A 21190-nucleotide genomic window follows, 5' to 3' on the forward strand; every position below is an offset into this window, starting at 1 on the left:
CGTCGGGTGGCCGGTTGGCGAGTAGCACGAACCCGCCCAAACCCGCGCAAGCGGCACAACCGGCGCGGGGTTCGTCCACCGCCGTCGCCGGTCAGCCCTTCGTGACACCGTCCGTCAGGCGCGGCGACCGCGGCGACGGCGTCGTCGGCCGCCCCACGCTGAACACCGCGAGCGCGACCTGCGACCGGCGCAGCCCGAGCCGGCGCCGCAGCGCGCCGACGGCGTGCGGGGAGTCGACCACCTCGGAGTGGGGCGCGACCGCGAGCCCGGCGCGGTGGGCGTGCAGCCACGTGCGCTGCAGCGCGCGCCCGGCCTCGACGACGTCCGCCGGCGCCAGGCCCAGCCGGGCGTCGAGGGTCTCCGTCGCGCTGTGCACCGTGGGCGTGCGGGCGACGAGCACGAGGTGCTGCGGCCCGCGCACCGGGGCGCCGGGAGCGGGCGGCGGTGGGAGTGGGCGGGCGCGGTCGACGGCCTCGACCCACCGGCCGACCAGGACGGCGAGGCGCAGGGCGGCGTCGTGCAGCGCGGGCCGCCGGGTGACCGGTGCGGCGAGGCGCGCGGCCCAGGACGGCATGAGCAGCATCCGGTCGGTCATGCCGTCGCGCGCGTAGCGCGGGTGCGCCGGGGACAGGCGGAGCCAGCGGACGAGCTCGGCGGCGACGGCGCGCCGGGACGCGGTCCATGCCGTCCCCAGCCGGACCAGCCGGGACATCGCGGCGTCGTCCACCTGGAGCAGCCGGAGCCCTGCGGGCAGGGCCGGCGCGTCCACCCGCAGGTCCGGGGCCGGCGCGAGCTCGCCGCGGTGCACGCGCCGGTCCCGCACGTCCTGCGGCGTGAAGGGCGTCGCGTACGGCTCGGCGACCGGCCGCAGCACGAGGACCGGCAGCGTCGGGTCGGCCGCGCCGCGCACCGGCAGGTCCTCGAGCCGGTCGAGGGCGGGGGTCGGCTCGACCGCGAGCCCCCGGCCGTCGGCGGCCGCGGCGACGGCCGCCGACTCCACCCAGGCGCCCAGCGAGAGCAGCAGGTCACGGAAGGACGGGTCCCCCGCGCACAGCACCCGGTCCGGGACGACCGCGACCTCGATCCGCCCGTCGGTGACCCGCACGGCCCAGGGCTGCGTGTTGTGGGCCGACGGCGCCCTCCCGGCGACGCGCACCCACCGGCGCAGGTCGTCGTCGGTGGCGGCCGTCCCGTCGTGCGTCGCCGTCATGCGACCTCCTCCGCCGCCGTGCCGGCGGCCGTCGTGCCGGTGCCGACCGGCCTGCGGTAGAACGTGACGCCGTGCAGCGGACGCCCGCCGGCACGCTGGAACTGCCGGGCCGAGGCGGGGTTGTCGCGCCCGACGAACGTCGAGCGCAGCCGCGCGTACCCGCCCGCGGCGAGGTTGGCGTGCAGCGTGCGGGACAGCAGCGTGAGCACGCCGCGCCCCTGCCGGTCCGGTTCGGTGCCCTGGATGATCAGCACCGCCTCCCGCCGGTAGCGGCCCCGGGTCGCGAGGAGCCGCAGCTGCTGCAGCGGCCCGAGCCGCCCGCCGACGCGCTGCACGAAGGCCGTGATGTCCGGCACCACCAGCACGAACGCCACGAGCGCGCCGCTGGCGTCGTCGCGCGCCAGGAGCAGCAGGTCCTCGTCCACGAGGAAGCCCAGCCCGTCGGTGGCGGCCGCCATCTCCGCGTCCGTGATGGTCGTGTAGTACGGCAGGGCCGCGAACGCGCGGTTGAGGACCGCGAGCACCTCGGGCACCAGCCGGCCCACCTCGGAGCGGCGTCCCCGCTCGAGCCGCAGCCCGGCGGCGCGCCACTCCGCGTCGGTCGGCGCGCCCGCCGCGGACGACGGATCGACGTCGACGACCCACGTGTCGGACTCGCCCCACCGCTCGAAGCCGAGGGCCTCGTACGCGGCCGGCACCCACGCCGGGTTCCACGGCGAGTCGACGAACCCGCGCTCGTCGAAGCCGGACGTGATCACCCCGCCCGACTGGTTCGGCAGCAGCGACACGGGGCCGAACAGCTGGGCGCGACCGTCCGCGCGGGCCTCCAGCGCGCCGACGAGCGCGGCCGCCGCGTCGGCGTCGGCGAACTCGGTCGCCCCGAACAGCAGCGACGGGGTGCCGAGCCGCGCGTCGAGGCGGGCGTCGGTGTGCACGGTGGTCCGCCCCACCGCGCGCCCCGCGGCGTCGCGCACCAGCAGCAGCTCGACCGGTCCCGGGTGCGGCGAGGTGCCCCGCCACCAGGACGTGACGGTGGACGCGAGCAGCGGCACCGCGAGGTCCCGCGGGTGCAGGCGCAGCGGCAGGTCGACGAAGTCGCGCAGGTCCGCGCGCGAGCGCACCGGCGTCACGGCCAGGCGGGTCACGGCGCCCCGCCCGGCCCCGGCGCGACGTGCACGCGGATGTACCCGCCGGTGCCGTGCCGCCGGTCGCGCGTGATCCACTCCATGAGCCGCCGGTGCGCGGGCAGCCGCGCGAACAGCATGAGGGCGTCCCGGTCGGTGAAGAACGCGATCGTGCCCAGGGTGAACGGCGGCGCCCAGTAGACCCGGTGCCACACGTACCCCGTCATCCGCCGCATGGCCGCGACCATCGGGTACCACTCGCGCGAGAGCAGGGCCCACGAGTGCGGCCCGCGGTACCGCGTCGCGCCCAGGAACATCGCCCCGGCCTGCGCGGGCGTCCGGGCGGGGCGGGACGACGGGTCCGGGTCGCGCGCACCGTCCGCCGCCGTCCGCTCCGTGGTGCGCCGCGGCGGCGCCGGGGCCACGGGCGGCGGCGTCCGCCCACGCGCGCTCTCGCTGGTCAGCGCGGTGAACCGCTCGATGTGCGCCATCTCGTCGCCCTCGGCGCGCCAGACGCCGTTGGAGTAGCCCTGCGGGTCGGCGACGAACACGCGCGCGCGCTCGTGCCCGAGGCCGGCACCGTCCGCGAGCGCACGCCCCTGCGCCGGCGTCGCGACGCACACGACGAGCCCGCGCACGGGCGCGCCGGCGGCGTCGCGCGCGCGCACCCCCGCGCTCCACACGTACCCGTCCGCCGCACGCACCGCCCGGTGCGCGCGCCACGCCCACGCGGGTCCGGCTCCGGTCCGCTCGAGCACGACGAGCGCCTCGGCGCGGGACTCCACCGGCGCGCGCGAGAAGTCGCGGGTCCGCATCAGCCGGCGCCGCCGGCGGCCGCCACGGGGTCGGCGGCAGCAGGCCCGCCGGACGAGGGCGACGCCGACGGGTGCGACGTCGACGCGTCCCGGTCGTCGGGGTCGACGACGTAGACGTTCTTGATCTTCGTGCTCCCGCCCGTGAAGGGCCCCGTCCCGTGGTCGTGCACGTGCACGACCAGCTCGGACGCCGTCGGGTCCTCCTCGAGCGACTGCGCGAAGTCGCGCGACACCGCGGCGAGGTGGCGCAGCACGCCGGCGACGGCCCGCTCGGCCAGGTCCGCCCGCGCGGCGTCGTCCAGGCGGGCGTCGGCACGCAGCTGCACGTGGATCGCCGGGCGCTGCTCGTGGTCCCCGACGTCGACGAGCGCAAGCTTGAACGACTCGATCGCCGCGGCGTGCGGGTTGTCGAGGTACAGGCCGTTCTCGACGTCGAGCGGGTACAGGTTGGCGCCCATGTAGGAGACGGTCGAGTCCTTGCGCCCGTACAGCAGCAGGAACGGCAGGCGCATCCGCTGGATCGCGAACGCCCGCTCGAAGCCGAACGCCAGGCGGTCGCGCGCGGGCTCGGGCAGGGCGGCGATGACGTCCTTCATCTCGTCGAACGTCACGATCATCGCCTCGTCGCCGATGTCGTAGCGCAGCTTCGGGCTCATGATGTCGGCCGAGTTCAGCGTGACGAGCAGGCGCCCGTCGGCGGTCGTCTCGAGGTACGTCTCGAGCGGGTTGTACTGGAAGATCATCGGCGTCCGGGCCTCGTCGGGTCCCAGCAGGGCCTGGCGCAGCGCACCGCCGCCGGCCAGCGTGCGGCGCACCCACACCGACAGGTCGCTCTCCCCCGCCATGCCGATCGTCAGGTCGGACGCGCCGTAGCCGGAGTACACGCGCCCGAACCGGTCCTCGAGGTAGTCGCGCAGGCCCTCGGTCAGGGCCTCACCGCCCACGAACCCGTTGAGGTCGTAGGCGTCCCAGTCGAAGCCCTCGGCGTCGAGCCGGTCACGCAGGTGCTTGAGGAACGGCGGGTAGGCGCACACCAGGTACGTGTAGCCGGGGCCGAAGTGGCGCAGCGTGTCGACGATCTTGTCGAGCTCCGGCCCGGTGTTCTTCACCATCGCGATCCGCGACATGGCGATGCCCGTGTTCGTGCCCGTCGCCCACGCGCCCATCGAGAACGCGTTGACCGCGAACAGCCGGCGGGTGCCGAACAGCAGCGTCACGTACCCGGACACGTTCTTGTGCACGGTCGCCAGCTCGCGCTTCGACCGCATCCAGTTGTACGGCGTGCCCGACGAGCCGCTGGACTCGTCGACGACCGTGCCGACGGTCTCGATCAGGCCGCCCCAGCAGCGCTCCGCCTCGGCGTAGCGGTCGACGTAGCCGTGCTTGGACGTCGGCCGGTAGTTGGTCAGGTCCCACCAGCGGAACCGGAAGCCGTCCTCCTCGACGTACCGCCGGTACGCCGGCACGTCCAGGTACGCGTGCTGGCAGATCATCCACGCGTTCAGGCGCGCGAACCGCTCCATCGCCGGGTGGTAGTTCCGCGCCGTGAACCGCCACAGCGCCGGGTGCAGCCGGTACACGCGGTAGACGACGGTCACGAGCCAGGTGGCGAGGCGGAGGGCGGCCTGGCGCAGGACGCTCGTCCGGGGGGCGTCCGGGGTCATCCACGGACCCTAACAACGCCCCTGGTCAGCGAGCCGGAGGTTCACCCCGACGGTGCACCGTCGGCGCTCGGTGGCGTCAGCGGGCGTCCGGCAGCCACCGCAGGACGACGTGCCCGAACACCGACACCAGCGCCAGCGTCGACGCGGTGCCGCACTGCCCGCAGCTCGCCGTGTGGTTCACCCAGGCGACGTCGGGCAGGCGGTCGACGTCGGTGACGGTGAGGTCGATGGATCCGCACTCGGGGCACCGCAGACGCGCCTGCTCGTCGAAGGCGACATCGCGCCCCGGCACCGTTGCCGTTGACAGCTCGCTCACGTGTGCTCCCGGGATGGACGACGTCGGACGCCCGATATTCTCCACCCGTTCGGGCCAACGCACGACACGACGGGTCCCCTTGCGCCCCGGCGCACGGCGCCCGCCCCACCGACGAGGCGAGGAGCGCATGACCGACCAGCGCGCGGCGCAGCTGCCGAAGGACGTCGAGACCCTGCTGGCGGCGGGCGACCTGGCGCGGCTCACGGCCGTCCTCGACACGTGCCCGCCCGACGCGCGCGGTGGGTACGCGCAGCAGACCGCCCTCGCCTTCGACGACTGCCCGGACGAGCTCGCCCGGTGGCTCGTGGCGCGCGGTGCGGACCTGCAGGCGCCGGACCGGTGGGGCAGCACGCCCCTGCACACCCGCGCACGCAGCCGGCGCGGGCGGATCGGCGTGCTGCTCGAGCTGGGCGCGGACGTGCACCACGACGCCGGCCGGCTCGGCACTCCCCTGCACGCCGCGGCGGCCGGCCGGAACGTCGAGCACGCCCGCCTGCTCCTCGCGCACGGCGCCGCGGTCGACGCGGTGGACGCCCACGGCCGCACGCCGCTCGAGGTGGCGCTGCACGACTGCCCGAACGTCGCGCTCGTGCCGGCGGCGGCCCTCGCCGAGGTGCTCCTCGACGCCGGGGCCCGGCCGACGCCCGCGGCCACCGCCTCGGTCGAGGAGATCGGCAGGCAGCTCGAGCGCTTCCGTGACCGGATCGCGCCGGGGCACCTCGCCCCGGCCGACGCCGCGCTGACGTCGCTCTACCGCCGATTCGCCGTGGCGCCCGTCCCGCGTCACCGCCGGCACGACGGCACGTCGCCGATCGCGGTGACGTCGACGCGCTGGCACGAGCAGCACGCCGAGCTGTGGGAGCTGCTGGTGCCGGCCGAGGGCGCGGCCACGACCGTCCAGGGGGAGGTCGTGCGGATCACGGGCCGGATCTCCCACGAGCTGACGGACAACGGCGGCGCCAACTGGGACGCGGACTTCCGCGCCATGGCACGCGCGCTCGCGGAGCACGTCGGCACGGGAGTGCCGCTGGACGCGCCGGACCTCGTGCGGGTCGGCGCGATCGTCGACGAGCTCGGGCTGTCGGCCTCCGGCGACACGGACCGCCTGGCCGAGCTCGCGGTGGCGTGGGTGCTGCGCAACCCGGAGCCCCGTCCGCTCGGGCGACCGGCGTACCGCAGGTAGCCGTCCCGGCCGCCGGCCGGATCGCACCCACGCGGGGGGCGGCACCGGCGTACGGTGCCCGGATGACCCGGGAACGACGCACCGCGCGCCTGGTGCTGCGCCAGTGGACCGAGGCCGATCTCGAGCCGTTCGCCCGGATGAACGCCGACCCCGAGGTGATGGAGTACTTCCCGGCCACGCTCACGCGGGAGGCGAGCGACGCGATGGTCGCCCGCGTCCGGGCGCACCTCGACGAGCACGACTGGGGTCTGTGGGCGCTGGAGGCCGACGGCCGCTTCGCCGGGTTCACCGGGCTGGCCCGGCCGGGCTGGGCGCCGTCCCTCGTGGAGGTCGGCTGGCGGCTGCCGCGGTGGGCGTGGGGCAGGGGCTACGCGACGGAGGCGGCGCGCGAGGCGCTGGCCGTCGGCTTCGGCGAGCTCGGCCTGACGGAGGTCGTCTCGGTCACCACCGTGTCGAACGAGCGCTCCCAGGCGGTCATGCGCCGGCTCGGCATGACGCGGGACCCGGCCGCGGACTTCGACCACCCCACGATCCCCGAGGGCCACCCCCTGCGCCGCCACGTCCTCTACCGGATCACCGCACCCTGAGGTCCGCGCGCCGGCGCCCGGCGGGTGCGGCCCTCCCGCTCGCACGGACGTCGACCGCGTTCAGTCCCGGGGTTCCCGGGACATGCGCCGGGCGCACCCACCCCGGCTCGGCCGTCGGGCCCGTCATCGCGAGCACGCGCGGGTCGTGCACGGGGCTCTCCTCGTCCTCGGTGACGGCGAGACCGTAGCCGTGCGACGGCCCCGGCGGCCAGCCCTGCGCGCGGGCGGACCTCAGACCGGCGTGGTCGCGGGGTCCTCCCCCGCCACGCGGGCGTGGCGCTCGCGCCGGCGGTCCAGCGCGCGCATCACCGGGGTGGCGGCCGCCCCGTGGATCAGCACCGACGCGACCACCACGAGGGCCGCGACGCCCCACAGCCGATCGGCGTCCGCGAACTCGCCCTCCTGCACGGCGTACGCCACGTAGAACAGCGACCCGACCCCCCGCACGCCGAAGAACGCGACCACCGCACGCTCGCGCGGCCCGGTGCGACCGCCCCGCAGCGCCACCCACCCCGTGAGGGGCCGAACCACCAGCAGGAAGACCAGGGCGACGCCGAGCTCTGCCCAGCCGAGCCCGGAGAACACCCCCCGCACGAGCGCCCCGCCCAGCAGCACGATCACCGCCACCGTGAGCAGCCGCTCGATCTGCTCGACGAAGGCGTGCAGCACCTTGTGGTACTCGTGCTCGCGCTCCGTGCCGCGCAGCGCGACCGCGCACACGAACACCGCGACGAACCCGTACCCCTCGGCCATCTCCGCCCCGCCGTACGCGAGGAAGATCGCCGCGAGCGCGACGAAGCCCTGCGTGTGCTCGGTGATCCGCAGCCGCTCGGCGAACGAGGAGAAGAACAGGCGACCGAGCAGCCAGCCCACGAGGAAGCCGAGGGCGACCCCCACGCTCAGCCGCCACACGACGTCGAGCAGGACCCAGCGGCCGAGCCAGCCGCCCGGGGCGAGCCCCGACAGGCTGACCGCGATCGCGGCGTAGGTGAAGGGGAACGCGAGCCCGTCGTTGAGGCCGGCCTCCGAGGTCAGCGCGAAGCGTGCCTCGTCGTCCTGCGTCCCGGGCTCGTCCACCGGCTCGGTGACCTGGACCTCCGTCGCCAGCACCGGGTCCGTCGGCGCCAGCGCCGCCGCCAGCAGCATGGCGCTCGCGACACCGAGGCCGAGGACCGCCCACCCGAGCACTCCGACGGCGACCATCGACAGCGGCATGGTGATGGCGAGCAGGCGCCAGGTCGTGCCCCACGACCGCCACGAGAACGGACGGTTGATCGCGAGACCGGCGCCCATCAGCGAGACGATCACGCACACCTCGGTGAGGTGGAGCGCGATGTCCGGGTGCTCCGTCGGGCTGGGGTCCGGCAGCTGCGGGAGCAGCCAGAACCCCAGCGCCCCCATCGCCAGGAACACGGCCGGCATCGACACCGGCGCCCGGCGCAGCAGACGCGGCAGCACGGCCGCGGCGAGGGTGGCCACGCCGACGGCGAGGAAGATCGCGGCTGGGCCGTCGACGGGGAACACCTGCACACGGTATGGGCGGATTCGGCAGCGGGCGCGCCGACCGCCTACGGGGGTGGCGCGGCACCGTCGCGGGGACTGCGCGGCCGGTCTGGACGCCCCCGACGCGCCGGGACGCCCGAAATCTGCGGAAACTGTACCGATTACGTGCCTTGACCGATACATCCCGGCGTCGGAGGGTGGGTGCCTCCGCCGACCGGCTCAGCGTGGACCCGGCGGTCGGCCGACCAAGGAGGAACGATGTCCCTACCCATGCTCCGACGAGGGAGCAGGCGCGGCCCCGGCGCTCGAGGCGCAGCCGTCCTCGCCGCCCTGACCCTCGCGGCGACCGCCGCGGCCGCCATCCCGGCTCAGGCCGCCGGCTCGACGCTGCAGGACGCGGCCAACGACCGCGGCCGCTACTTCGGCACGGCGATCGCCGCGAACCGCCTCAGCGACTCGACCTACTCGACCATCGCGAACCGTGAGTTCGACATGATCACGGCCGAGAACGAGATGAAGATGGATGCGACGGAGCCGTCGCAGAACCAGTTCAACTACACCAACGGCGACCGCATCGTGAACTGGGCGCTCCAGAACGGCAAGCAGGTCCGCGGGCACGCGCTGGCGTGGCACTCGCAGCAGCCGGGCTGGATGCAGAACATGTCCGGCACGGCGCTGCGCAACGCCATGCTCAACCACGTCACGCAGGTCGCCACGCACTACCGCGGCAAGATCTACGCCTGGGACGTCGTGAACGAGGCCTTCGCCGACGGCTCGTCCGGCGCCCGCCGCGACTCCAACCTGCAGCGCACCGGCAACGACTGGATCGAGGCGGCCTTCCGCGCCGCCCGGGCCGCCGACCCCGGCGCGAAGCTCTGCTACAACGACTACAACACCGACGACTGGACGCACGCGAAGACGCAGGCCGTGTACAACATGGTCCGCGACTTCAAGGCGCGCGGCGTCCCGATCGACTGCGTCGGCCTGCAGTCGCACTTCAACGCGCAGAGCCCGGTGCCGAGCAACTACCAGACGACCCTGTCGAGCTTCGCCGCGCTCGGCGTGGACGTGCAGATCACCGAGCTCGACATCGAGGGCTCGGGCTCCGCGCAGGCGGAGAGCTACCGGCGCGTCGTCCAGGCGTGCCTCAACGTCTCCCGCTGCACCGGCATCACGGTGTGGGGCGTGCGGGACACCGACTCGTGGCGCGCCTCGGGCACGCCGCTGCTCTTCGACGGCCAGGGCAACAAGAAGGCGGCGTACACCGCGGTCCTCGACACGCTGAACAGCGGACCCGGGACCAACCCGACGACGCCTCCGCCCACCAGCCCCCCGCCGACGACCCCGCCGCCGGTCACCCCGCCGCCGACGACGCCCCCGCCCACGACCCCGCCGCCGGTCACCCCGCCGCCCAGCGGCACCTGCTCCGCGGCACTGACGATCGCGAACAGCTGGGGCGGCGGCTACCAGGCCACCGTCACGGTGCGGGCCGGTTCGTCCGCTCTCAACGGATGGCGGGTCACCCTGCCCGGCGGCGTCACGACGTCGAACCTGTGGAACGGCGTCCTCGCCGGCAGCGTCGTGACGAACGCGCCGTACAACGGCTCCGTCGGAGCCGGCCAGTCGACGTCCTTCGGGTTCATCGGCAACGGCAGCGCACCCGCCGCGGGAGCGCTGAGCTGCAGCTGACCTGCTCCACCTGACCGGCTCCCCGCCGGCCACGACGACGGCGCCGCACCGACCGGGTGCGGCGCCGTCGTCACGTCTGCCCGGGGACGGCTACCGGTGGGCCGCCCGGAACGCGCCGGCCGACGCCTCGTACGATCGACCGGTGCCACCGCGCTCCCCGCTCCCGGCACGCCACGGGCTCGCGGCCGCCCACCTGTGCACCCCGCCCCGCGTCCGCGCGACCCCCGACCCGTGGCCGACGATGGGCGCGTGGCTGCGCGGCCGCCTCCGGGACGGCGTCGACGTGGCGGGGATGCTCGCGCAGGGCCGCTTCGTCGACGAGGACGGCCGCGCGCTGCGCGACGACGACCCGTACGCGCCCGCCCGGCACGTGTGGTTCCACCGCGACCTGCGCGACGAGCCGGTGGTGCCGGGCGAGATCCACGTGGTGCACCGCGACGAGCGCCTCGTCGTCGTCGACAAGCCCCCGTTCCTGTCGACGATCCCCCGGGGTCGGCACGTGGTGCAGAGCGTCGTGGTCCGCCTGCGCGCCGAGCTGGACCTGCCGGAGCTCTCGCCGCTGCACCGGCTCGACCGCGTGACGTCGGGGCTGCTCCTGCTCGCGACCGAGCAGCGCTGGCGCGGCGCCTACCAGACGGCGTTCGAGCGCCGGGCGGTGGACAAGACGTACCGGGCGCTCGCGCCGCTGCGCGCCGACCTCGCCCTGCCGACGGTCGTGCGCGACCACATCCACAAGGAGCGCGGCACCCCACGTGCCGAGGTGGTGCCCGGTGCACCCGTCAACGCGGAGACGCGCGTCGAGCTGGAGCGGGAGGCCGACGGCCGCGGGGTGTACCGGCTGACGCCGCGCACCGGGCGCACCCACCAGCTGCGGGTCCACCTGGACGGCCTCGGCATCCCGATCGTCGGCGACCCGCTGTACCCGGTGGTGCGGGACGTCGCCGTGGACGACTTCCGCGACCCGCTGCAGCTCCTGGCCGCCGAGGTCGCGTTCACCGACCCGGTCGACGGGCGGCGCCGGCGCTTCCGCAGCGTGCGGTCGCTGCCGCTGCCGGCGGAGGACGGCGCACCCAGGGATGCGGAGCGGGCCCCGCGCTCGCGCAGATCGCCCCCACCCTGACCTTGGCGCGCCCGCGGGCAGCCGCCAGAGTGGTGACATGCCCACGCGCGCACCGCTGCCCGCCACGTTCGAGGGCGACGTCCTCCTCCCGGACTCCCCCGGGTACGACGCCGCGCGCGCCGTCTGGAACGGCGCCGTCGACCGCCGCCCCGCGTACGTCGTCCGGTGCGCCGGCACCGACGACGTGCGCACCGCGGTCCGGGTCGCGCGCGAGCTCGGGCTGCCGCTCGGCGTCCTGTGCGGCGGCCACAGCGCGGCGGGGTGGGCGGTGCCCGACGGTGGGCTCATGATCGACCTGTCCCGGATGCGTGGGGTCGTCGTCGACCCGGGGGCGCGCACCGCGCAGGTGCAGGGCGGGGCGCTGCTGGGGTCGCTCGACGCGGCCACGCAGCCGTACGGGCTCGGGACGACCGCCGGGATCGTGTCGCACACCGGCATCGGCGGGCTGGCGCTCGGCGGGGGCGTCGGCTGGCTCGCCCGGCAGCTCGGCCTGACCTGTGACAACGTGCTCGGCTACGAGGTCGTCACCGCCGAGGGCGGGCTGGTCCGCGCGACGGCCGCCGAGAACCCCGACCTGTTCTGGGGGCTGCGCGGCGGCGGGGGCAACTTCGGCGTCGTCACGCGGTTCGACCTCGCCCTGCACGACGTCGGCACGCAGGCGCTCACGGCCGAGGTCGACCTCGACCCGGCCGGCGGGCTCGACGCGCTGCGGACATGGCTTGCCCTCGCGCAGGACGCACCGCGGCGCGCGACCGTCGTCGCGGACGTGCGCGCCGGCGGACCGCTCACGCTCGGGTTCGTCTGGGTCGGAGCACCCGACGAGGCCGGGCCGCTCGTCGCGCGGCTCGACGCGCTCGGCACGCCCCTGGCCCGGCGCGTCACGCCGATGAGCTACCTCGACCTGCAGCGCCGGTCCGACGCCGCCACGGCCCACGGCTCCCGGCGCTACGCGAAGAGCCACTACGTCCGCGAGCTGCCCGACGCCGCGCTGGAGGCGTTCCTCGCCCACGCGGAGGCGGACGTGGGAGGGGCGGACCTCGTCGCCTACGGCGGCGCGATCGCGGACGTCGCCCCGGACGCGACGGCGTTCGCGCACCGCGACGCGTGGTTCGAGTACGGCGTCGGCGCCGCGTGGGACGACCCGGCCGACGACGAGCGCCGTGCCGCGACGTGCCGGCGGCTCGCCGCGTCGATCGAGCCGTGGAGCGTGGGCGTGTACGTCAACGCGCTCGGGGCCGAGGGCGCCGCGCGCGTGCAGCGCGCGTACGGGGCCGCCACCTACGCGCGGCTCCAGCAGGTCAAGTCGGCCTGGGACCCGGACAACGTCTTCCGGCTGAACCAGAACGTCCCGCCGGCCGAGGCGTCCGCGACCTGACGCCGGCCGTTCGCGACGTTGCCTAATCGTTTGCACGGGTCACACCGGGCGTGACGCGTGCCACAGTGAGCGGGTCTTCCATTGTGAGCGCTCACAGCCCCCCGGGGCACGAGCCTCCCCGGCAGCAGGAGACCGTGATGCGCGACGACGACGACGTCCAGCGAGGGTCCGCCCCCTCCCCCGAGCGCGCGCACGGCGGCGCTGGGCAGCCCTCTGCCTCGTGCTGACCATGACCGTGCTCGGCGGGGTCGCGGTCGTCGCAGCCCCGGCGGCGACGGCGGCCACCGTCGACCCGGCAGCGGCGTACGTGCTGGTCAACCGCAACAGCGGCAAGGTGCTGGACGTCTACAACCTCGCCACGTCCGACGGCGCCCGGATCACCCAGTGGACCCGTGGGGACGGCGCCCACCAGCAGTGGCAGTTCGTCAGCTCGGGCGACGGGTACCACCGGCTGAGGTCGAAGCACTCGGGCAAGGTCCTCGACGTCTCGGGATGGTCCGGCGCCGACGGGGCCCCGGTGGTGCAGTGGTCGGACACCAACGGCGCCAACCAGCAGTGGCGCCTCCAGGACACCACCGACGGGTACGTCATGCTGGTCAACCGCAACAGCGGCAAGGCGCTCGAGGTCCAGAACGCCTCCACGGCAGACGGCGGGAACATCGTGCAATACAGCAGCTGGGGCGGCGCCAACCAGCAGTGGCGGCTCGTCCGCGTCGACGGCGGAACCCCCACCACGCCCACCACGCCCACCCCGCCCTCCACGGGGACCTTCACCAACCCCGTCGTCTGGCAGGACTTCGCCGACGGCGACATCATCCGCGTCGGCGACGCGTACTACTACTCCGCGTCGACCATGCACTACTCGCCCGGTGCGCCGATCCTGCGCTCGTACAACCTCGTCGACTGGGAGTACGCCGGCCACTCGGTGCCCAGGCTCGACTTCGACGACAGCGGGTACGACCTCACCGGCGGCCGCAAGTACGTCAAGGGCATCTGGGCGTCCACGCTGGGGTACCGCCGCAGCAACAGCACGTACTACTGGCTCGGCTGCACGGAGTTCAACCGCACGTACGTCTACACCGCGTCGGCGGTGGACGGCACGTGGACGAAGAAGGCCCGCATCAACAACTGCTACTACGACGCCGGGCTGCTCGTCGACGACGACGACACGATGTACGTCGCGTACGGCAACGGCACCATCAGCGTGGCGCAGCTCAACGCCGACGGCACCGCGCAGGTGCGCGCGCAGCAGGTGTTCCAGACGCCGTCGAACGTCGGCACCCTCGAGGGCGCCCGGTTCTACAAGCGCGACGGCTACTACTACATCTGGCTCACCCGGCCGGCGAACGGCCAGTACGTGCTCCGGTCGCGCTCCCCGTTCGGCCCGTACGAGATGCGACAGGTGCTGCTCGACCTGCCGGGCCCGATCTCCGGCGGCGGTGTGCCGCACCAGGGCGGTCTCGTCCAGACGCAGGCCGGCGACTGGTGGTACATGGCCTTCACGGACGCGTACCCCGGCGGACGGGTGCCGACGCTGGCCCCGATCAGCTGGAGCTCCGACGGCTGGCCGGTCCTGCAGACCGTCAACGGACGCTGGGGCACCACGTACGCCCGCCCGAACATCACGACGACCAGGACCGTCAGCTCGATGATCGGGAAGGACACCTTCACGGGTACGAGGCTCGGCCCGCGGTGGGAGTGGAACCACAACCCCGACACCGGCCGGTTCAGCGTCGGCAACGGGCTCCGCCTGCAGACCGCGACCGTGACGAACGACCTGTACAGCGCCCGCAACACCCTCACGCACCGCATCCAGGGCCCGACGTCGACGGCGACGATCGAGCTCGACCACTCCGCGATGGCGGAGGGCGACCGGTCGGGGCTCGCGATGCTGCGGCAGTCGTCGGCCTGGATCGGGGTGGTCAGGCGGAACGGCACCACGCGCGTGGTGATGACCGACGGGCTGACGATGAACAGCTCGTGGGCGACCACCGGCACAGGGGTCGAGCGTGCCTCGGCCGACGTGTCCGGCGGCCGGGTCTGGTTGCGCGCGCGGGCGGACATCCGTCCCGGCTCGGGCCGGACGGCGACCTTCTCCTACAGCACCGACGGCTCCACCTTCGTGCCGCTCGGCCCCGCGTTCGTCCTGAACAACCAGTGGGAGTTCTTCATGGGCTACCGGTTCGGGATCTTCAACTACGCCACCCAGGCGCTCGGCGGCGCCGTGACGGTCCGCAGCTTCGACCTGACCACACCCTGACGGGGCGCGAGCCCGGACCCGGGACCGCTGGAGCAGCAAGGAGGATCTCGTGATCACTGCGCGGCACGGCGGACGGGTCCGCATGCGCCTCATCCTGATGGTCGGCGCCCTGGCCGCGCTGCTGCTCGGGGGCGGCGTGACGGCGGTCAGCGCCGCCGCCGCCGGCTGCCGGGTGGACTACACGGTGCCGTCGCAGTGGCCGGGCGGCTTCACCGCCGACGTGAAGGTCACCAACCTCGGTGACCCCCTGCGCGGCTGGCGGCTGGCGTGGACCTTCCCGTCGGGGCAGCGCGTCACGCACGCGTGGAACGCGACGACCACGGCGTCGGGCAGCCGGGTCGTCGCGGCGGACGCGGGCTACAACGCCGCCGTGCCGAGGGGCGCCACGGTCTCGTTCGGCTTCAACGGCACGTGGACCGGCAGCAACGCCGCGCCGGCGGCGTTCACCCTCAACGGCGTCGCGTGCACCGGGCAGGTGGGCGGGTCGCCGTCGCCGACCGCATCACCGTCACCGACGGCGACCGCGTCGCCGACGGCCACCGTGTCACCGACGGCCACCGCGTCGCCCACGGCCACCGCGTCGCCCACGCCGACGCCGACCACGTCGCCGCGGCCGACCACGTCACCGCAACCGGCCGACGCCATGGCGACGGTCGCCGCGATGCAGCCGGGCTGGAACCTGGGCAACACGCTCGACGCGATCCCGGACGAGACCGCGTGGGGCAACCCGCTGACGACCCGGGAGCTGCTGCACCACGTCCGGTCGGAGGGCTACAACAGCATCCGCATCCCCGTGACCTGGAACGGTCACCTCGGCCCGGCGCCCGACCACACGATCGACCCGGCGTGGCTCGCCAGGGTCGAGCAGATCGTCGACTGGTCCCTGGACGAGGGCTTCTACGTGATGCTCAACCTGCACCACGACTCCTGGGAGTGGGCCGACTCGTACCCGACCGACAAGGCCGCCGTCCTCGAGCGGTACCAGGCCCTGTGGGACCAGCTCGCGACCAGGTTCCGCGACCACTCGTCGCGGCTCGTGTTCGAGAGCATCAACGAGCCCCAGTTCACCGACACCGCCGACGAGCAGGGCGACGTGCTCGTGCAGGAGCTCAACACCGACTTCGTCGAGCGGGTCCGCGGCTCCGGCGGGGGCAACGCCACCCGGCTGCTCGTCCTGCCGACCCTGCACACCAGCAGCGAGCAGCCCCGCCTGGACGCGCTCGCCGCGACGATCGACGAGCTCGACGACCCGAACCTCGCCGCGACCGTGCACTTCTACGGATGGTGGCCCTTCAGCGTCAACATCGCCGGCGGCACGCGGTACAGCAGCGACGTCGAGCAGGACCTCGTCAGCTCGTTCGACCGCGTGACCAGCACGTTCGTCGAGCGCGACATCCCCGTCATCATCGGCGAGTGGGCCCTGCTCGCGTGGGACCACACCCGCCCGGGCATCATCCAGCGCGGGGAGTTCCTCAAGTACCTCGAGGCCGTCGGGTACCACGCGCGCACCCGCGGCCTGACGACGATGGTCTGGGACGCCGGCCAGTTCCTCGACCGCAACGCGCTCGCGTGGCGGGACGCGGGCGTGCACGCCATGATGCGGGCGAGCTGGACGGAGCGTTCCGGCACCGCGTCGTCGGACCAGGTGTACCTGCCGGGCAGCGGCGCCGTCACCGCCCGCTCGCTCACCCTGAACCTCAACGGGACCACGTTCCAGGGGCTGCGGCACGACGGCGCGGACCTGGTCCGCGGGAGCGACTACACGGTCGACGGCGACCGGCTGACGTTGACCGCCTCGGCCCTGTCCCGGCTGGCCGGCGACCGCCGGTACGGGGTGAACGCGACCGTCGAGGCCCGGTTCTCCCAGGGCGTGCCGTGGCGGATCAGCATCATCACCGCCGACACGCCGACCCTGGGCGCCGCGACCGGCAGCACCGCCTCGTTCGTCATCCCCACGCAGTTCCGCGGGGACACGCTCGCCACCATGGAGGCCCGGTACGACGACGGCTCGAACGCCGGGCCCGCGTCCTGGACGTCCTACAAGGAGTTCTGGAGCACCTTCCGGCCCGACGCCGACGCCGGGACCATCCTGCTCACGCAGGACTTCTTCGCCGAGGTCCGGGACGGGCGGGTCACGCTGACGTTCCACTTCTGGAGCGGGGCGCAGGTCACCTACGAGATCACCAGGTCCGGCACGTCGGTGGTGGGCAGCCCGGGATGAGCCGGCGCCCCCCGCCGCTCCCCCGCGCCTCTTGACGGGGCCCTCCCTCGCGGGCGGCGCACGGGGACACGGCGGTCGTGATTGTTAACGCTCACAGCACGCCCGCCGGGCGTGCCCGCACAAAGGAGTGCACCGTGTCGAATGCAGTCGCTCGTCGCTGGGCCGTCGCCTGCCTGGCGCTTCTCTCCCTCGCGAGTGCCGGCCTCACAGGGGGCGTCGGCCCCGCCGCGGCCGCCCCGCCGCCCACGGTCCAGGAGCCCGCGCCGCTGCCACCGATGGGGTGGAACAGCTGGAACACGTTCTACTGCAACATCAACGAGCAGATGGTGCGCCAGACGGCGGACGCCATGGTGAGCTCGGGGATGGCCGCCGCCGGCTACCAGTACGTCGTCGTCGACGACTGCTGGATGCGCGACACGCGTGACGCCGCGGGCAACCTCCAGGCCCGCGCCGACCGGTTCCCCTCGGGGATGAGGGCGCTGGGCGACTACATCCACGGCAAGGGGCTGAAGTTCGGCATCTACCACGCGCCGCGGGAGAAGACCTGCGACCAGTACTTCGGGAACCGGCCCGGCACGTCGTCCAACGGCAACGAGACCAGGGACGCGAACCTCTTCGCGTCCTGGGGCGTCGACTACGTCAAGCACGACTGGTGCGACCCGCGCGGCTCGGTCACCGAGCAGGCCACGCTGTTCGCGAGGTTCGGCGCGGCCCTGAAGGCGACCGGCCGCCCGATCGTCTACTCCATCAACCCCAACAGCGCGCACGCGAACACGGCTCCGACGTACTCGGGCTGGGGTGGCTTCGCGGACATGTGGCGGACGTCCGAGGACCTGGACGACGCCTGGTCGACGGGGTGCGCCCCGAGCGCCGACTGCTTCGTCGGCATCACCGAGGCGCTCGACATCATCGAGCCGATGCGTGAGTGGACGAGGCCGGGGCAGTACAACGACCCGGACATGCTCATGGTCGGGGTGCGCGGCAGCCTGACGCCGACCGAGAACCGCGCCCACATGACCATGTGGGCGATGCTCAGCGCACCGCTCATCGCGGGCAACGACATCCGCTCCATGACCGCGGACGTGCGCGCGATCCTCACCAACCGCGACGTGATCGCGATCGACCAGGACGCGCTCGTGCGGCAGGCCGACCGCGTGCGCGACGACGGCGACGCCGAGGTGTGGGCCAAGCCGCTCTCGGACGGCTCGGTGGCGGTCGCGCTGCTGAACCGCGGCGGCGGCACGCGAGCGATCTCGACCACGCTCGCCCAGGTCGGGCTCGGCGCCGGGTCGCACTCCTACCGCGAGCTGTGGACCGGTGCGACGGGGTCGACCACCGGGTCGCTGGCGGCCCAGGTCCCCGCGCACGGAGCCGCGCTCTACCGGGTCACGCCCGGGGGTGACGTGACGCCGCCGCCGCCGCCGACCGGGAACAGGCTGGTCAGCGCCGCGTCGGGGCGGTGCCTGGACGTCCCGGCGAGCGTCACCACGAACGGCACGAGGCTCGTGATCTGGGACTGCGGCACCGGTGCCAACCAGGTGTGGAGCCAGACCGACGGGACCCTGCGCTCGCTGGGCAAGTGCCTCGACGCCCCGCTCGACGCCACCGCGGGGACGCCCGTGCAGCTGTGGGACTGCAACGGCGGCAACAACCAGCAGTGGACGCTGCAGGCCGACGGGACCGTCCGTGGCGCCCGGTCGGGGCTGTGCCTCGACGTCGACCGCAACCTCACGGCGAACAACACCGCCGTGCTGCTGTGGCACTGCAGCGGCTCCGCCAACCAGGTCTGGTCGCGGCGGTAGCACCGACGCGGTCGGGGTCCCCGCGGGCGCAGGAGCGTCGTCCGCTCCTGCGCCGCGGGGACCCCGACGTGGCGGCCTTCCGTCATGACCTCGGGCGCGTGGGTCCCTTCGGCTCGAGCCGGGCGACGGCGTCCGCGAGCGCGGCGGTCGCCTCGTTGACCTGGGCCTGGGTGCCGCCCCTGGCCAGGACGGCGTTCGCGCGGCCCAACGCCTTCTTCACCGCGGCGACGGTCTTGCCGGTGTAGGTGTGACCGCGAAGGTCGAGCGCCGAGGCCTCGGCGACGGTCTCCTCGAGCGTCGAGGTGTCGGTGATGGGCCTGCGGACGCCGAGCCAGCGCTCCGGGTCGGCGACGGCGGCCGCAGCGAGCTTCTCGGAGAAGTCGCTGTTGAGCAGCAGCGGGTTGTGGGTGGACCGCCAGCTGAGCTGGTCCGTCAGGCCCCAGAAGGTCACCCGGTTGATGTCCTGCGAGTACTTCTTGTAGACCGCGAAGTACTCCGCGAACCGCTGCGCCTGGATGCGCTCCAGCTCCGCGCGGTTGCTGATCTTGCCGACCCAGTAGTCGAACTCGCCGCGGGAGATCCGGTCCTTGACCGACGGGTCGGTCAGGTCGCGGTACGCCGCCCGGTCGTCACCCTCCGGCTGACCGTTCCACGCCTCCCACACCTGCAGGTCCAGCTCGCTGATGTCGGCCGTCATGCCGGCCTCGATGATCATCTGCAGGGACCGCTCCACCGAGGCGGCGTCGGAGCACGCCCCGGGCTGCCACTCGGCGGCGGCGTCGTCGGACAGCCGGGGCAGGCGCGTGTGGTCCGAACAGGCGAAGGCCGGCGTCTGGTTGATGTAGTTGTGCGACTGGAGGCCGATCGTCTCCACGAGCAGCCGCGGGTCCTCGGGGTGCTCGGCGGCGTACCGCTCGTTCAGGTCCGTGGCCATCGCGACGATCGCCTGGGCCTTGCCCTCGGACTGGAAGACGTTGAAGTCGTTGTACACGAGCCGCGTCTCCGGCCCGTACGTGCGGGCCAGGACGAACGCGTCGTACAGGAAGTCCGCCGGGCTCTCCCCGGCCGCCGTGTCCGCGCCGTTGGCGTAGGCCGCGTACCAGTTGGACCAGCCGCCGTTCGGGCCGCCGCGCAGGTAGTCGCGCCAGTCCTCGGTCTCGGGGTCGAACTCCGCGAGCCCGTCGACGAACGCCTCGTTGACCACGTCCCAGGAGACGGCGCGGCCACGGAAGTGGGTGAGCACCTCCTGGATGTAGCGCTCCATGTTCGCCCGTGCCTGCGCGCGGGTGCCGCCCGTGGTGCCGCTGTTGATGCGGGCCGGCGACTGGCCGTGCCAGACGAGCACGTGCCCGTGGACCTTCATGCCGCGCGCGAGGGTCTGGTCGACGAAGGCGTCCGCGGCGGCGAAGTCGAACGTGAACTCACCGGTCTCCGGGTCGATGTTGTCGTTCGGCAGCAGCTGGTCCGGCTTCATGTTGTTCTCGGCCGTCATGACGTTGTAGTGCCGCTCGACCGTCGCCGAGTTCGGCGACCCCGCCGCGTAGGTCTGCGGGCCCGAGTAGATGTTGCCCACGTCGAAGTGGTCCCGGTAGACGTGCTTCAGCGGAGCCATCTCGCGCCGGAACGTCGTCTCGAGCACGACGTCCTCCGCGGGCATCGTGAACGAGTCGACGCGCGCCCCGATCCACCCGAGCTCGGGCGACGTCCAGCCGCCCCACACGTGGGACCTGCCCGGGTCCGCCGTCAGCACGACGGTCTCACCGGCCTCGTAGCTGCCCTCCCCCGTCACCGTCCCGCGCCCGGAGACGCGGATGTCGACCTCGAACGTGTCGTCCGGGGCGGCGGCCTGGGCCGGCGCGGCGAGGCCGACGGCCGCGAGCACGAGCGCCGTGGCGGCTCCCGTCCACCGCGCCGCCCGGCGCCGGCCGTCCCGTGGCCCCGCCCCTGGTGCACCCGCACGCCGTCGTGTGGCAAGCCCAGTCATCTGAGGTTCCTCTCGCTGTCCCGCTCGGAGCCGGTGCCGCGGCGGAGATCTGCCGTCGCGCCGACGTCTGGCACGTCCCTGCGCACGAGTCCCGGGACCCCTCGCTGACGTCGTCGACAGCCACCCCGGGCACAGCGCGATCACGCCTTCACCGGTGGAGGCGTCGTCGTCGACGCACACCGGTCAGTAGGCCGTGTGGGTGACACGCTAGGTAGGCCCCCCGGGGGCGTCAAGGGCGACGGCGCCGGGCCCGCGCGCGCCGGCCGGGGCGCCCTCGGCGCCGCCGGACGGGTGCGGGCGCGGGTGCGGGCACGCCGACGCGGAGCACCGGCCCCCG

15 protein-coding genes are annotated in these 21190 nt (G+C 74.1%); 8 read left to right on the plus strand and 7 right to left on the minus strand.

Translation table 11 applies throughout. The features are described 5' to 3' along the window. Positions 1 to 91: 91 nt before the first annotated feature. The 5 genes from E5225_RS16940 to E5225_RS16960 all read right to left on the minus strand — a co-directional run bounded on the left by E5225_RS16940 (position 92) and on the right by E5225_RS16960 (position 5129). Complete coding sequence (locus tag E5225_RS16940) at positions 92 to 1210, minus strand: nitroreductase family protein (protein ID WP_135973128.1); 1119 nt, start codon at positions 1208 to 1210, stop codon at positions 92 to 94. Further along, positions 1207 to 2355, minus strand: a complete 1149-nt coding sequence (locus E5225_RS16945) for a hypothetical protein (protein WP_135973129.1) — start codon at positions 2353 to 2355, stop codon at positions 1207 to 1209. Before E5225_RS16945 ends, E5225_RS16940 begins: the two co-directional genes overlap by 4 nt. Next, positions 2352 to 3149, minus strand: a complete 798-nt coding sequence (locus tag E5225_RS16950; protein WP_135973130.1) for a hypothetical protein — start codon at positions 3147 to 3149, stop codon at positions 2352 to 2354. Before E5225_RS16950 ends, E5225_RS16945 begins: the two co-directional genes overlap by 4 nt. Then, on the minus strand, positions 3149 to 4813 hold the full coding sequence (locus tag E5225_RS16955; protein ID WP_243738174.1) for a phenylacetate--CoA ligase family protein: 1665 nt from the start codon (positions 4811 to 4813) through the stop codon (positions 3149 to 3151). The genes E5225_RS16950 and E5225_RS16955 overlap by 1 nt, the downstream gene beginning before the upstream one ends. Positions 4814 to 4889: 76 nt before the next feature. After that, complete coding sequence (locus E5225_RS16960; protein ID WP_135973131.1) at positions 4890 to 5129, minus strand: hypothetical protein; 240 nt, start codon at positions 5127 to 5129, stop codon at positions 4890 to 4892. Positions 5130 to 5256: 127 nt separating this feature from the next. Between E5225_RS16960 and E5225_RS16965 the strand changes: the two genes are divergently transcribed. Further along, complete coding sequence (locus E5225_RS16965) at positions 5257 to 6312, plus strand: ankyrin repeat domain-containing protein (protein ID WP_135973132.1); 1056 nt, start codon at positions 5257 to 5259, stop codon at positions 6310 to 6312. 62 nt (positions 6313 to 6374) lie between these two features. Then, positions 6375 to 6899, plus strand: a complete 525-nt coding sequence (locus E5225_RS16970) for a GNAT family N-acetyltransferase (RefSeq protein WP_135973133.1) — start codon at positions 6375 to 6377, stop codon at positions 6897 to 6899. 231 nt (positions 6900 to 7130) lie between these two features. On the opposite strand, the gene E5225_RS16975 is transcribed toward E5225_RS16970, so the two are convergent. After that, on the minus strand, positions 7131 to 8423 hold the full coding sequence (locus E5225_RS16975; protein WP_135973134.1) for a cation:proton antiporter: 1293 nt from the start codon (positions 8421 to 8423) through the stop codon (positions 7131 to 7133). Between the two features lie 237 nt (positions 8424 to 8660). On the opposite strand from E5225_RS16975, the gene E5225_RS16980 reads away from it, so the two are divergent. From E5225_RS16980 to E5225_RS17005, 6 genes are all read left to right on the plus strand, one after another. Beyond that, the gene (locus tag E5225_RS16980) at positions 8661 to 10091 is read left to right on the plus strand and encodes a glycoside hydrolase family 10 protein (RefSeq protein WP_166435937.1); all 1431 of its coding nucleotides are present in this window, start codon (positions 8661 to 8663) and stop codon (positions 10089 to 10091) included. 142 nt (positions 10092 to 10233) lie between these two features. Continuing rightward, on the plus strand, positions 10234 to 11211 hold the full coding sequence (locus E5225_RS16985) for a pseudouridine synthase (protein ID WP_135973135.1): 978 nt from the start codon (positions 10234 to 10236) through the stop codon (positions 11209 to 11211). A 37-nt stretch (positions 11212 to 11248) separates the two neighbouring features. Next, positions 11249 to 12586, plus strand: a complete 1338-nt coding sequence (locus E5225_RS16990) for an FAD-binding oxidoreductase (RefSeq protein WP_135973136.1) — start codon at positions 11249 to 11251, stop codon at positions 12584 to 12586. A 229-nt stretch (positions 12587 to 12815) separates the two neighbouring features. Beyond that, complete coding sequence (locus tag E5225_RS16995) at positions 12816 to 14846, plus strand: family 43 glycosylhydrolase (protein WP_136225576.1); 2031 nt, start codon at positions 12816 to 12818, stop codon at positions 14844 to 14846. A 49-nt stretch (positions 14847 to 14895) separates the two neighbouring features. Next, positions 14896 to 17067 (plus strand): cellulase family glycosylhydrolase, encoded by a 2172-nt coding sequence (locus tag E5225_RS17000; RefSeq protein ID WP_208012443.1) that lies wholly within the window; start codon positions 14896 to 14898, stop codon positions 17065 to 17067. A 134-nt stretch (positions 17068 to 17201) separates the two neighbouring features. Further along, positions 17202 to 18869, plus strand: a complete 1668-nt coding sequence (locus E5225_RS17005; protein WP_166435874.1) for a glycoside hydrolase family 27 protein — start codon at positions 17202 to 17204, stop codon at positions 18867 to 18869. Positions 18870 to 18951: 82 nt separating this feature from the next. On the opposite strand, the gene E5225_RS17010 is transcribed toward E5225_RS17005, so the two are convergent. Then, entirely contained in the window at positions 18952 to 20751 is a 1800-nt protein-coding gene (locus E5225_RS17010) for an endo-1,4-beta-xylanase (RefSeq protein WP_166435875.1), read from the minus strand. Positions 20752 to 21190: the final 439 nt, after the last annotated feature.

It is taken from the genome of Cellulomonas shaoxiangyii (assembly GCF_004798685.1).
Classification (GTDB): Bacteria; Actinomycetota; Actinomycetes; order Actinomycetales; family Cellulomonadaceae; genus Cellulomonas; species Cellulomonas shaoxiangyii.

Excerpts from the sequence above, each read along its gene's own strand:
- E5225_RS16965 (WP_135973132.1), top strand. The coding sequence starts at position 5,257 with ATGACCGACCAGCGCGCGGCGCAGCTGCCGAAGGACGTCGAGACCCTG.
- E5225_RS16940 (WP_135973128.1), bottom strand. The coding sequence starts at position 1,210 with ATGACGGCGACGCACGACGGGACGGCCGCCACCGACGACGACCTGCGC.
- E5225_RS16990 (WP_135973136.1), top strand. The coding sequence starts at position 11,249 with ATGCCCACGCGCGCACCGCTGCCCGCCACGTTCGAGGGCGACGTCCTC.
- E5225_RS16970 (WP_135973133.1), top strand. The coding sequence starts at position 6,375 with ATGACCCGGGAACGACGCACCGCGCGCCTGGTGCTGCGCCAGTGGACC.
- E5225_RS16955 (WP_243738174.1), bottom strand. The coding sequence starts at position 4,813 with ATGACCCCGGACGCCCCCCGGACGAGCGTCCTGCGCCAGGCCGCCCTC.
- E5225_RS16995 (WP_136225576.1), top strand. The coding sequence starts at position 12,816 with ATGACCGTGCTCGGCGGGGTCGCGGTCGTCGCAGCCCCGGCGGCGACG.
- E5225_RS16980 (WP_166435937.1), top strand. The coding sequence starts at position 8,661 with ATGTCCCTACCCATGCTCCGACGAGGGAGCAGGCGCGGCCCCGGCGCT.
- E5225_RS16950 (WP_135973130.1), bottom strand. The coding sequence starts at position 3,149 with ATGCGGACCCGCGACTTCTCGCGCGCGCCGGTGGAGTCCCGCGCCGAG.